Here is a 13,409-nt window from a genome sequence, read left to right on the forward strand (position 1 = left end):
CCTCCCATTTTTAAGGATATAAAATTAAAGAAACATACAACCTAATTTTTCCTGTTACATAATTCATCCTTGTAATGAGTCACTTTTCTCCAAATCACGATTTTTCTCACGAAACAGTTCATTATGGGATGAAACGTAGGCCATCCCAGCCGCGGTTGGTTCAACGTAAGTTTTGGCACTGTTGACCGCAACAATCGCATCATTAAAAGCTCCCGCAATCAAACGCACTTTGCCTTCCCGTATCGCGCAGTCTCCTGCTGTAAAAATACCTGGTAAATTGGTTTCACCCCGTTGGTTCATGGTAATCATGCCTTCATCCATAACCAGACCGCAACGGGCAAGATTGCTTGCTTGACTCGTATAACCATGGTTTATGATGATCTCATCGACTTCAAGATCTATGTTCTCACCTGTATCCACATTGGATATGGCAACTTGGTGTATACATTCTCCATTGCCGTACAAGCGATCAATTTTAAAGGGTGTGAGTACCTTCGTCCGGCTTTTCATCTGTTTCACATTATGCTCCAATGCACGAAAAGCATCCTGTCTATGAACTACGGTAACCGTGTCAGCCAAGTCTGCAAGTTCAAGTGCCCAATCCACGGCGCTATTGCCACCGCCCGAGATCAATACTTTTTTCCCAGCAAAATAGTTCAGATTCTGTACCGTATAATGCAAGTTACTCCGTTCATAATGATGTGCACTGTCCAGCTCCAGCTTCTGCACCTCAGCGATGCCCCGGCCAATAGCAACAATAACACTCCTCGTATAATGCACCTCACCCGTAAGCGTGTGTAGTGCAATTACTCCATCGTCCTGCCGGGTTAATGCATCAACACTCTGGCCGAACACCAGCTTCGGCTCGAAAGTACCCGCTTGCTGAACAAGCCAGTCGATCAGCTTGGCACATTTCATTGGTGGTAGTCCGCCCACATCCCATATCGTTTTATCGGAATACGTGTGTAAAAAGCCACCTAACTGATCCTTTCCTTCAATCAGCTTCACTTTCATTTCACGCATGCCTGCATAAAAAGCCGCATACATTCCTGCTGGACCACCGCCAATAATCGTTACATCAAAAATATCCTGATCATGCATGTCTAAACACTTCCTATCTAATGTTCAACGCTCAAATTAATCATGCGGTCTCCAAAGCCATACCTGAATGTTTATTTGTTTTTCTCTTCAAAAGCAGCAACAAGATCATCGATTGCATAATTATCTGACATCGGTGCCATTCCAAGATTGAACCACTCTTTGCCGCCTACGAGATATACATGATTGTTTTTAACAGCCTTCAGGTTTTTCCAAATGGATGTACTCATCATGTCTTTATATTTCTTCTGAATTTCCGGATTTTCCTCATCATCAAGCTGGATAATCAGGTGATCAGCATCGTATTCTGGCAATACTTCCATCGAAATGGACAGTCCGGTTTCATCTTTTGGAAAATTGCTTACAGGTTTTAAACCCAACCGTTTGTGGACAAAAGCACCCCGAGAAAGATTGGGACCATTCAAAACAATCTCTTTCTCCATCACTCGCGCATATAACACCGTTTCATCACCGATGAGGCTGTGCAGCTTGTCTGCTCCTTCTTTTTCATGTTGCTTGAGATCTTCCAAAACCTGCTTGGCCTCTGTTTCCTTGCCAAATACCGCAGCGATATCCTGTAGTTCTTCAGGCCATTCTTCACGCTCTGGCAGAAGCACTGTCGGCGCAATACTTGACAGCTGATCATAATCCTTCTTCGACCACCATGCAGGTGCTATGATCAAGTCCGGATTCGCCTCCAGGATCGCTTCAAAATTGGGTGTTTTCGCAATCCCCATCTTCATCGTATTTTTGAAAGGCTCCTGCAAATACTTAGGGAAGTCCTCATGATAATTTTGAACAGCTACCGGAACAATACCGAGTGAATATAACAGCTCTGGATATACAACAGATAACCCAACCACACGCTTAGGAGACTTGGGAATCGTGATTTCGCCCATCTCGGTCTGAACGACTTTCACTTCACCTTTGTCATTCGTTGTATTCGTTGCGGTGCTGGATGAGCTTTTTTCGCTCTCTCCAGAAGCAGACGTATCTGGGCCAGTAGTCTGCCCACATGCCCCCAGTAATAACACCATTAACATGACACCTGTAATAACCCACAATTTTGACTTCACTTCTTATGTACCTCCTAATATATGAAAAGATATGATAAGCACCAATCAATAATAATTATCATTATCAATTAGACATAGGAGTAGTATATTAAATAACGGCGTTCCAAGATATTGACGATTCCGACTTTATCTTATGGACGATATCGCCACAACTTTAACACTTCATCCAGCATCAATTCATGGGTAAAGGCCGTATAATCCAGCAAAACACTTGGGATCAACATATCGATGCAGTCATTTTGTGCCGCTTTTGTCGCCTTCCATACCTCTGACTGTTGAATTGATGCCCAAGTCTGTCTTGATTCTTCGTCTTCACTTACAATAAGCAATGCCCTGTCTATGGTTAATTCCGCTAGAGCACAGATATTAAAATGCGGATTATGCCAAATATACTCCATACCCTCTGGCGCCATTAACTGCATATCGTTATAGAACACCGAAGCGATGGTTTGCGGATTCATAACCTGTACTTCCGAACCATGCACACGAAGCACGATTAGCCGGTCTTGACGCACCTGCTTCGATAGCTGTGATCTAATCACAGCTGCCTTTTGTTCATATCTTTCGAGCCACACCTCAGCCGCCTCAAGCCGATTCATAAATGCAGCTACCGTTCTCAGATGATCCCGCCAATCTCCTTCCGACTGACTTAGCACACAAACAGGCGCGATTGAACTTAAATGCTGCATCATACTCTCGGACATTTCCTCACGAACAGCGACAATATAATCAGGACGAATCGCTTCTAATTGTTGCAAACAGCCATGCTCATTATCGATCAGAGGTATTACCTTATCCGTTTCATATTTTCGTCTGTAGTACGCCGTCCAAGGATGACTCGCTTGAGCAGCGGCAGGAATAATCTGGAGAGCCAGCAATGTTCCAATGCCAAGCGAGTGAACCGCAGCAATACGCTGCTTGCTATTTTGTATAAAAGCTGCTGGCGGGAGACCTGTGATTTGCTTGAATTTTCGCCGAAAGTACATCTCGTCTTGAAACCCTACACAAGCCGCAATTTCTTTCAATCTTGGACTGTGATCATTCCTCATCATGATCTGAGCCTGTTTGATCCGGTATATTGTCAAATAATCCATTGCGCTACAGCCATACATTTTCTTAAACAACCGCATGAAATGACGAGAACTCATTCGTGCAACTTCAGCCAAATCCCGTATCGTTATTTTCTTCATATACTGCTGTTCGATATAATGTCTAACTTGTTCAATAGGCAATGCCGGTTGTAGGGACCGTACTTGAACCATATCATTAAAAATCCTATACAGTAGCTCCTGAAAACGAATCTGACTTAAAAAATGCTGCAGCCTGTTTTCCCCACGAATCAGTTGCTCGATTTCCTGACATAACAAACTCATGGCAACCGGTGAGCTACACTGGATCACACGGTCTCTTGTCTGCGTACACACTTGCTTCATCATCCCTAAAGCGGATGCCACGTTTGAGTTTGACTGTTCGCCTAAAAAAACATTAAATCTGATCTGATAGAGTCCTCCTTCTTCTTTCCCCCGAAGCTCTGCTTCGATCAGTTGTCCAGGCAGACCTATGTATATTGATCCGCTTCTGAGTTCAATATACTGACCGTCCACAGTAAGCCATCCTTCACCATCCGTAATAAAAAGTAACAGATAACGATCCAGAAAGTGTTTTCCGAGACGCCAGTTTGATTCAGAATGACTTGTAACTGCTGACTCCAATTCAACCAACTTGAAATGCAACAGATCCAGCTGATCAAAAGATGTATATAAATTAGCCTCATCGGTGGCTTTAATCTGCATAATTCCCCTCCAGAACACTCTATTGTGCTTCAATTAATTATTTAAAATATAACATAATTTCGTTATTCATTTTTGAACAATAAAAACGATTCATTTGAGAACGGATCAACCTAGGCCTGGCTAGAATTTAACATAAAAAAACACCCCAACGCCTATGCTCCATGCTTTCCATCAAAACTGCCTGATGAAAAATACAAAGAACAAATGAGCTGGAGTGTCTATTAACATATATCACTCGTTATAAAGTTTTGTTTCTATAAAAACCGATACTGCGCTTCAATCAGACCATTGTATACTCCTTGTTTATGGATAAGCTGTTCATGGTTGCCCTCTTCCTTGATCTCTCCGTGATCCAATACAATGATGTGATCCGCATTACGAATGGTGGAAAGACGGTGAGCCACCATAAAGGACGTTCGCCCCTGAAGTAATACTTTGAGGGCTTCCTGAATTTTCAACTCCGTTTCCGTATCAATGCTGGCTGTAGCTTCATCCAGAATCAAGATGCGCGGATCAGCGAGTAGTGCCCGGGCAAAAGATAACAATTGCCGTTGTCCCATCGACAACACATTACCTCTCTCTTCCACTTCAGTATCATATCCACCCGGAAGCTTCATGATGAACTCGTGCGCGTTAACGGCTTTCGCTGCTTCTTCCACCTCTTCGTTCGTCGCATCCAGCCGTCCAAAACGGATATTGTCGCGGATGGTACCTGAGAAAATAAATGTATCCTGTAGCACAATGCTGATCTGACTGCGCAGGCTTTCCACCGTCACATCACGCACGTCATGTCCATCGATGGTCAGGCGCCCTCCCGTGATGTCATAGAAACGGCTGATCAGATTGATAATGGTACTTTTACCAGAACCTGTATGACCGACAAGTGCAATCGATTGCCCGGCCGCCGCCGAGAAGCTGATACCTTTCAGCGCCTGTCTTCCCTTTTCGTACTCAAATACAACATGATCGAATACGATATCTCCTTTAATAGAAGGGAGCGGCTTTGCACCCGGTTTATCGGCAATATTCGGCTTTTCATCCATGAACTCAAAGATTCGTTCAGAGGATGCCATGGCAACCAGCAACTGATTGTACATCTGTCCCAGACGGTTGATCGGGTCCCAGAAGTTTCCGACATAGTTGGCGAAAGCGACGAGCAAACCTACGGTCAACATTTCACTTTGAATGAGATATGCGCCGTACCAGAACAGAATTAACGTTCCGAAACCGCCTGTAATCTCAATTAAAGGACCAAACCCCTGGTTCATTGCAGATGCTTTGTCCCAGGACTTTTTGCTGGACATATTCATGTTGTCGAAATATTTCATATTTTCTTTTTCTTGAGTGTACGCCTGCGTTACCCGGATGCCTTGAATGGATTCATTCAAGTGAGAATTAATCCGAGAGTTCTTCATACGCACATCCTGCCACGCCCGGCGAATCAGCACCCGCAATTTTGTAGATATAATGAACATAATCGGCACCGTAATGATTACAGCAAGACCGAGTTTCCAGTTAATCAACAGGAGAATGACGATGATACCAAGCAGCTGCACGCAGTCGATCATGACGTTGACCGCACCATTCGTGAACAGATCCTGTAAAGAATTGATATCATTCGTTACACGCACAAGCACTGAACCTGCCGGTCTTTTGTCAAAAAAGTTAAAGGACAGCTTCTGAATATGTTTGAACAAGTCTGAGCGAAGATCGTAAATCACCCGTTGCCCAATAATATTGGTCAGTTTAATACGGTATGTGTTAGCTGCCCACTGGATGAGATACAATAGCAAGATCGAACCTGCAATAATATACAGCAACGTCATGCTAGGTACTCCGGTCTGTGGTGCAATAGCTCTATCGATTGCAAGACTGATTAGAAAAGGTACGGCTAATTTCGTAATCGTTCCGAGAATCATCATCAGAATCACAAACGGCAGGAGTTGCCTCGCATAAGGCTTCATGTAAGCAAACAATCGTGCAAACTCTTGCCAGTTAAACGGTTTTTCGATCACTTCATCGTCCTGATAGACAAATCGTTCATTCATTTTTTTATTCGAGGTTTCCTTAACCTCTCGCCTGTCTGTTATCGTTTCGGCGCTCATGAGTTCACCTGCTCCCCAGCCTCCCGCTTCCCGCGGGCAATGTAGTCTGCATATTGAATGTTATAGACATCCTGGTACGGTCCAGGTACTTGAATAAGTTCCGTATGTTTGCCGCGTTGCACCACGCGTCCTTCGTCCAGCACTAATATTTCATCTGCATGCCGCAGCGAAGAGATCCGGTGGGCAATGATAAATGTCGTTCTGCCGCGCATAACCTCCTGGAAGCCCGATTGAATCTCATGTTCCGTTTCCATATCCACGGCACTTGTGGCATCATCAAGGACAAGAATCTTCGGATTTTTCAGCAAAGCCCGTGCAATGGCAATCCGTTGCTTTTGTCCTCCGGAAAGTCCCATACCGCGTTCACCGACGACCGTATCATATCCTTCGGGAAACTCCATGATAAAGTCATGAGCCTTGGCCAGCTTGGCGGCGCGGATAATCTCTTCCATCGTCACATTTTTCAAGCCGTAGGAGATGTTGTTACGTATGCTGGAGGAGAACAGGAATGTCTCCTGGAACACCGAAGCAATCTGACTTCGCAAGCTGCGAATGCCCATATCTTTAATATTTCTGCCATCGAGCTTGATCGAACCGGAGTTCACGTTATAGGCACGCATCAGAAGCTGGATAATCGTCGATTTCCCTGACCCTGTTCCTCCGAGGAAACCGATTACAGAACCAGGCGGAGCATCAAAATTAATATCGGTTACAGCAGGCATTTTGTTACCATAAGCAAACGTTACCGATTCAAAGGTCACATGACCTTTCACCTGATCTGTCTCCACAATAACCGGGTCTTCGGTCTCTTGCACGTCCACAGGGGTGTTCAGCAGCTCTAGGACCCGTTCACCTGAAGCTTTGGACTGTGTATAGTTGTTAATGTGAAAGCCGAGGCCCCACATCGGACCAATTATGTACCAGATCAAACTGAAGAAGGCAACAAGTTGACCCAAGGTCAGCGTTTGCTGGATAACCATTCTGCCACCGATCACAAGCAGTAGTACAACACTCACCGAAGCCAGGATCTCCATAATCGGAAAATAGCGGCTCCACAACGTGGCAGCATGGATCTGATTCGTTTTGTAGCGTTCATTTCGTGTGGAGAACTTCTCCACTTCATAAGGCTCACGTGCAAACGATTTAACCGTTCTCACACCTGTAATGTTTTCTTGCACCGCTGTAGTCAGCGAGCTTAATGCCAATCGCATTTCCTGAAATGCCGGATGAATTCTGGATTCGAATCGAAGCGCAACGAAGGCAAGCAGAGGAATGCAGACGAGTGTCAGCAGTGTTAACTTCCAACTCATCGTCATCATCATAATTGCGCCGAATACGACCATTAGAACCATGTTAAGAATCTGGGCGAAACCAAATCCGATAAAGTTACGGATGGCCTCCAAATCTCCCGTGAGGCGGGACATCAGATCACCTGTTTTGGCCGTATCATAATAACGGAAGGATAAAAATTGAAGTTTTTCATAACAGGCATTACGTAACCGATACGCCAAATAATTGCCTAGACGTCCGCCAAAGAAACCGTGTAAAAATTGCATGCCTGCTTTTAAAATAACAACACCTAACACCGTCAGGGCAAGCATGGGAACGTCTTCAAAATTGCGCGGCACAATAACGTCATCGATCAAAATTCGAAGCAGGTTCGGATAGACTAATCCAAGTGCGGTCGCTAAGGCGAGAAACAAGATCGATACCAATAAATACGTTCGCTTCTCCCAAAAATAGGTTTGCAGTTGCCTGAGAACATCCATGTGTCTCCTCCTCTAATGTAGCTTGAAATGATATGAACATTTATGAAGTTTATCACCGTCCCTCAATCGCGGCAAAGCGAATAATAGACCATATTCAGGCGGCTTTCAGCTAATTATCGCATTAACGGATGCCAATAGCCGACTTTCAATCAAATGTTTGAATATTCTCTATATTTCAGGTTGTTCATGCCAAAAAAAGGCTCCCTATATGCCTTTGCGGCAGGAGCCTTTTTTGACGTTTTTTTGCAACATTTTCACTGGGTTATGGAAGAATTCAATTATTTTACAAACGTTTCCAAAATTTTTGCATAAATAGTCAACCAGCCTTGTGCAACCGGTGAGAAGTTTCACACGGTGATGCAACCTCCACGACCATCTATTCCTGCATTTGTTCAAGCTGTTCGGACAAGGCTACCCATTGCTCAGCCTGGATTCCACTTGCAAGGGTATCCTGTATGCCCGTGACGGCTTCTTCCAGCCGTTCGGTGAGCTGACGAGAGTGATGCTGTACCGATTGATGAACCTGTGTATCATAAAATTGCACCAGCTTTTGTTCTGAAGCCGGAAGCACTTCAATCATCATCTGTTTGAGAACAGGCTCAAGTGCCTCCTGAAGGCGCTGACGTCCATCCCCTTCAAAGAACTGCTTCGGATTCCGGAAGTAACTCCAGTAGTTTTTCCAGCCCGAGGGCTCTTCTAGGCGGATTTCCTCCAGCACAGGTGTACTCCACTTTTCATCCAGGGTTAAGGACAAGTCGATGCCGCCTGTCAGCTCTTTCACTTCATTAATACATTCAGTTACTTGCTTGCCAACCCAAGCATGACCCGTCTGCTCCAATCGTAGTGTTGTGGCAAGTAATTCCTGCTCCAGCTCAATGCCGATCATACGCAACAGCTCACGACCGCAAGCCGCGAAAGCCGTTTTCAAATTGCCTTGATCTTCACGTAATACGGATGGATGAAACGCTTCTGCCATAAACTGACCCAGTCGGAAGGCTAAACGCTGTCTGACATGGAAAAGCAATTCATTCGTTTCCTGTGACAGTTCATCCTTCATTGACCGCTGTGCTAATCGCTCGATCCGCTGACGTGACTGCTCCGAGATTGTGCCCAGTTCATCCCGCCGCTGACGCAGTGTTTCTTCCCCCTGCGCCGCATCGGCTGCGCGTTGCTTTAACCGCTGAATGACACGTGCCATCTCTTCGGCGGCTCCGCCAACTGCGAGATCAGCCAGTTCCTTGCCTGCAAATTGATTAAACTCTTCTTCGAAACGCATAAAGCCCGATTGTTGCAATCGCTCAACGTTCCCATCCATTTTACCTTCCATCGCAAGCATGCTGGATACCGGGAAAAGACGTGGTGAACGAATCCCGTTTTTCCGCAGTTCTGTCCCTACATGATCGAGCACCTGTTCCAATTCTTCTTCCGAGGAAGATAAATCACTCGCATTGACGACAAAGAACATCTGATCCATCGCGGAGCTGTCTTTCACTCGCCCAAGTTGATTCAGGAACTGCCGGTCTCCCTGGGAGAAGGCGTGATTATAGTAGGTGACAAAAATCAAGGCATCTGCATTTTTCATATAATTAAACGTTACGCCTGTATGCCGGGCATTGACTGAATCCGCTCCAGGTGTATCCACAAGCACTATGCCCTGTTCCGTCACGTCACAGCTGTAATACAGATCAATGGAATCGACAAAACAGGATTTCTTCTCATTGGCTACAAAATGGCGATATCCGTTCAAGTCCACCAGCACATCTTGCCCAAGTTGATCCGCTGTTTCCTCCCAGCCAGCCGCAGCGGCCTGCAAGAAGCTGTAATGCGGACGCCCTGCTGGGTGCACATCCTGAGGCGTGAGTGATTGCACCCGCTTTTGCCATTCCGTGCCCGGCTCTCCGAGACCAAGCAGTCTGAAGGAGTAGGCAAGGTCCTCCTGGAAAGCCTCCCGGGTCTTCATGCGGACCCGGGCAGTACCATGCTCCATGCCGCCGGCCGGAGCCATAATGCGGTTAATCGCCGCTGTCGTTGGATGCGGCGATACCGGGAGGACCGCTTCGCCCAGCAATGCGTTGGCGAAGGAGGATTTGCCCGCGCTGAACGCACCGAACAGCGCGAGTGTGAACGTGCCGCCCGCAAGCGAAGCCGCGCGTGCACGCAAATCCCGTACCGCCGACCCCATGGCGGGGTACGGCTCCACCAGCGCAGCAGCGGCTTCCAGCCGTGCCGCTGCTGCGTCCAGGCGCCGGCGGCGTTCCGCGCCAGCCGCCGCCGGTGCGCCCTGCGCCGCTGCTACGCGCGGCGGCGCAGGGGCCTGCGTCTGTGGCTGCACCGCCACAGACGCGGACGTGCCCGCCTGCGAACCGGGAGCTTCGCCCGGTTCAGGCGCGGGCACGTGCTTGCCCTTCACCTCCGGCAATAGCCCGGAGGGGAGGGGGCCCGCAGGAGGCAGCAGGCTGCGCAGCCCTGCTGCCTCTTCGGCGGCGGCGCGCTGGAGCGCCGTGTAGCGCGCCGCCGCCGCGGATTGCGCCAGCAGCGCTGCGCGGCTGGCGTCCAGCGCCTGGAGCGCGGCTTGACCCTGCGCAGCCAGCGCCTCCAGGATGCGGTCGGCCAGCAGCATGGCCGACTTGCGGTACCGGGCCTCAATCTCGCCCCGGACATCTTTGCTGAATTGCATGACATACTCGGGCGACAGTTCCGCACTCGCACTTCGTTTCAGTTCAAGCAATTCTTCATTAATTTCAGGCAACTCCGCGTTAAGCGCCTGCTCCCACGTGGCATCCCACACTTGATAAGCTTCCCCTAGCTGTCTGAGCATCGTCCGAATATGAACCTCCACTTGACTGGAGGTCTGATCCAGAAGCAGTCTCACCAGTTCCGAAGCCCGGCGCTGTTTCTCCTGTTCCGTTTTGCCTCCTGAGAAGAGCAGACCTACCCGGAATCCCGGCTTGCGGCTCTCCAGATAATGGCCAGCCGAAGTCCGGATATCCGCTGGGGTAAGGTTAGCGTTAGCAAGCAAGGAATCCACCTCTGCCCTGAATTTCTCACGGACTTGCGAAGGTTTGGCTCGAAGCTCTGCGACTTGTTCGTCTAGTAGAGCAATCTCACGCTCCAAACGTTCGATACCTTCTTGTCCTCCTACTTCTTCAAGCAGTGCAGTTTCTTCATCTTCTCTCTTCCCGGCTTCCCGTCTCAGATGTTGCTCCGTGATATGGCTGGCTGAACTGGCTAAACTGTGAGAGATCAGCTCTTCTTTCTTGGTCATCAGCTCTGTAATCAGTTCCGGTAATTGACTCCATTGATTATATCGATGCTGCTGGTCACGCAAGGAAGTGAATAACAGACCGTCATAACGGACTTCCCATGCGGCAAAAATTGCCTCTACCCCATCCACATATTGATCAAACGAAAGCTCCCGCTCCCGATGTTTGTCGATCTGATTCACAATCAAAAATAGTGGCTTCCCCCAGTCGGACAAACTTTTGGCAAAAGAAAGATTGGTCTCCGACTGAACGTGATTGTAATCCATCACATAGAACACAACATCAGCCAGATGTAGTGCCGAATGCGTAGCCAGGCTATGTCCGCGATCCGTCGAATCCACACCTGGCGTGTCCAGCAATACAGCATCGTCCTGTAGTAGCGGAATATGATCCCATACTTCTATGGAACTGTACGCCCCTCCATTTTTACAATACGTCTCCAGCTCCTCTGGTGAAACTTCCAATGTTCCTGCTTTATTGTCAGCGCTTACGTTTGGTGTAGTATAAATAAGTGCTCTCGGCTTGCCGTTGCGTATCGCGACGACATTGGCACTGGTTGGCACTGGACTTGATGGCAGTACTCGCTTGCCACACAAGCTGTTGATCAAACTCGACTTGCCTGCCGAGAAATGTCCACAGAACGCAATCGTTAGATGTTTCGTTTCAGCCTTGCTGATTAAATCCGTTAATGCCTCTACAGCGGTATGGTCCCCTGACTGCTTCATTGCTTCACGTAGCGGTAACAAAGGTGTGGCCATTTCTGCTGGGTAATCTGTTCTGGACATGACTGGCCTTCCTCCTGGCTCCTCTAATTTGACATCCGTTTCGACGTCAATCTCTGATTTATCTTCATATAGTTTAACATCATCATGTTTGAATTTGAACGATTTCACTTGAATCTGCATGTAGATGGATTCCAGATCAATATAAGTTCAATTTGAGATGATTTGTCTCGTGATCATGTCAAAACTTCCTTTGCGTCCATTCATCCTTCTGATCTCCACGTTTACGCATACATTGTTTGGTGCGTTAATCCGTTACTATGTATCTATAAAAAAATAAAACCGACATGTCGGTTTTATTCAGGTCACGCTTTTAACTCGCCCACTAATCAGGGACGTTTATCATCAAGTAACTGGCTGCATGACATGCCTGACAGCTTACACTACCGATCGCCTCTCGGCAATGTCAATGCAACCAGGTTCCTGATCATAGGTTAACGAAAACTTAAGATACTGCGTTTTCCATTGTAGGCAACAGGATTTCAAACACTTGACCATGTTGCAAAATGGTAATGCCACGCCCTTTGTCTCTCATTACCACAACCTCAGGCTTTGTAGACATACGTTCCAAATAATGCTCAGGCACGTCACCAGAGTGACTCACTGTGATGCCTTCAACTTCTTTTTCTTCATTCTCCGCCATTTCCTGTTCTACGATTTGTTCAAAAATATCGGAGAAGGCTTCAAAATTGTCAGTGTACACGGAAATGCATTTCATCGTTATTCATCCTTTTCTGCTTATGAATTTAATTTTCGTTTTCGGGTGGTGACACGTTCCTTATCTTTCCTGATCTGGGACGTTTTCATACGTTTTTTCCCTTCCCTGCATATGTCCAGTAACGGACAGATATGGCATTGGGGAGTTTGAGCCTTGCAATGGTAGCGTCCAAAAAATATAAACCGGTGATGAGTTATAGTCCACTCATCCCGAGGTACGCGCTTCATCAGTTTCTTCTCGACTTCAAGTACGGAGTCATCCCAACCCGCGAGCCCCAGTCTCTTCGACACACGTTCAACATGAGTATCTACAGCGATCGCGGGTACTCCGAACGCATTTGAAACGACAACATTCGCGGTTTTACGTCCGACACCTGGCAGGGTAACAAGCTGATCATGTTCCTGCGGTACATCGCCGCCATACTGCTCTATTAAAATTCGGCACATGTTCTGGATATGCTTGGCCTTGTTTCGGTACAATCCAATTCGGCGAATATCCTGCTCCAGCTCTTCAAGAGGAACCATCAGATAATCGGCCGGGCTTTTGTACTTTTGAAACAAATCTGCAGTGACCTTGTTCACCGTTTCGTCTGTGCACTGTGCAGATAAAAGGACCGCTACCGTTAGTTCAAATGCATTGCTGTGATTTAATTCGCAATGTGCATCAGGAAACATGGCTTCCATGGTTTCGAGTATATGTCTTACCGTCGCTGCATTCATGAAGGGGTACCTCCCACAAGTCTGCTCCACACTGTAGAGCCTTACTTCAAGCTTCAGCCAAGTAGCTTGGCGGGGATCCAAAAAGC

Annotated in this window: 8 protein-coding genes; all 8 read right to left on the reverse strand. The window is 47.2% G+C overall.

Going from position 1 to position 13,409, the window contains the following annotated elements; genetic code table 11:
- Positions 1-63: 63 nt before the first annotated feature.
- The 8 genes from FS818_RS10030 to nth all read right to left on the reverse strand — a co-directional run bounded on the left by FS818_RS10030 (position 64) and on the right by nth (position 13,323).
- On the reverse strand, positions 64-1,101 hold the full coding sequence (locus FS818_RS10030) for an NAD(P)/FAD-dependent oxidoreductase (protein WP_145331683.1): 1,038 nt from the start codon (positions 1,099-1,101) through the stop codon (positions 64-66).
- Between the two features lie 71 nt (positions 1,102-1,172).
- The gene (locus FS818_RS10035) at positions 1,173-2,174 is read right to left on the reverse strand and encodes an ABC transporter substrate-binding protein (RefSeq protein ID WP_260989822.1); all 1,002 of its coding nucleotides are present in this window, start codon (positions 2,172-2,174) and stop codon (positions 1,173-1,175) included.
- Positions 2,175-2,305: 131 nt separating this feature from the next.
- Positions 2,306-3,967, reverse strand: a complete 1,662-nt coding sequence (locus FS818_RS10040) for an AraC family transcriptional regulator (RefSeq protein ID WP_145331684.1) — start codon at positions 3,965-3,967, stop codon at positions 2,306-2,308.
- A 254-nt stretch (positions 3,968-4,221) separates the two neighbouring features.
- Positions 4,222-6,072, reverse strand: a complete 1,851-nt coding sequence (locus tag FS818_RS10045; RefSeq protein ID WP_145331685.1) for an ABC transporter ATP-binding protein — start codon at positions 6,070-6,072, stop codon at positions 4,222-4,224.
- On the reverse strand, positions 6,069-7,841 hold the full coding sequence (locus FS818_RS10050) for an ABC transporter ATP-binding protein (RefSeq protein WP_090917085.1): 1,773 nt from the start codon (positions 7,839-7,841) through the stop codon (positions 6,069-6,071). Before FS818_RS10050 ends, FS818_RS10045 begins: the two co-directional genes overlap by 4 nt.
- 376 nt (positions 7,842-8,217) lie before the next feature.
- A complete protein-coding gene (locus FS818_RS10055; RefSeq protein WP_260989823.1) occupies positions 8,218-12,009 on the reverse strand; it encodes a dynamin family protein in 3,792 nt (1,263 codons plus the stop codon).
- Between the two features lie 322 nt (positions 12,010-12,331).
- Positions 12,332-12,604, reverse strand: a complete 273-nt coding sequence (locus tag FS818_RS10060; protein ID WP_090917088.1) for an NAD/NADP transhydrogenase alpha subunit — start codon at positions 12,602-12,604, stop codon at positions 12,332-12,334.
- 20 nt (positions 12,605-12,624) lie between these two features.
- Positions 12,625-13,323, reverse strand: coding sequence for an endonuclease III (gene nth, locus FS818_RS10065; RefSeq protein ID WP_090917090.1), 699 nt, complete (start codon positions 13,321-13,323; stop codon positions 12,625-12,627).
- Positions 13,324-13,409: the final 86 nt, after the last annotated feature.

Origin of the sequence: Paenibacillus xylanexedens, assembly GCF_007680605.1 — a bacterium.
Lineage (GTDB): Bacteria > Bacillota > Bacilli > Paenibacillales > Paenibacillaceae > Paenibacillus > Paenibacillus xylanexedens_B.

Excerpts from the sequence above, each read along its gene's own strand:
- FS818_RS10045 (WP_145331685.1), bottom strand. The coding sequence starts at position 6,072 with ATGAGCGCCGAAACGATAACAGACAGGCGAGAGGTTAAGGAAACCTCG.
- FS818_RS10040 (WP_145331684.1), bottom strand. The coding sequence starts at position 3,967 with ATGCAGATTAAAGCCACCGATGAGGCTAATTTATATACATCTTTTGAT.
- FS818_RS10050 (WP_090917085.1), bottom strand. The coding sequence starts at position 7,841 with ATGGATGTTCTCAGGCAACTGCAAACCTATTTTTGGGAGAAGCGAACG.
- FS818_RS10055 (WP_260989823.1), bottom strand. The coding sequence starts at position 12,009 with ATGCAGATTCAAGTGAAATCGTTCAAATTCAAACATGATGATGTTAAA.
- FS818_RS10060 (WP_090917088.1), bottom strand. The coding sequence starts at position 12,604 with ATGAAATGCATTTCCGTGTACACTGACAATTTTGAAGCCTTCTCCGAT.
- nth (WP_090917090.1), bottom strand. The coding sequence starts at position 13,323 with ATGAATGCAGCGACGGTAAGACATATACTCGAAACCATGGAAGCCATG.
- FS818_RS10030 (WP_145331683.1), bottom strand. The coding sequence starts at position 1,101 with ATGCATGATCAGGATATTTTTGATGTAACGATTATTGGCGGTGGTCCA.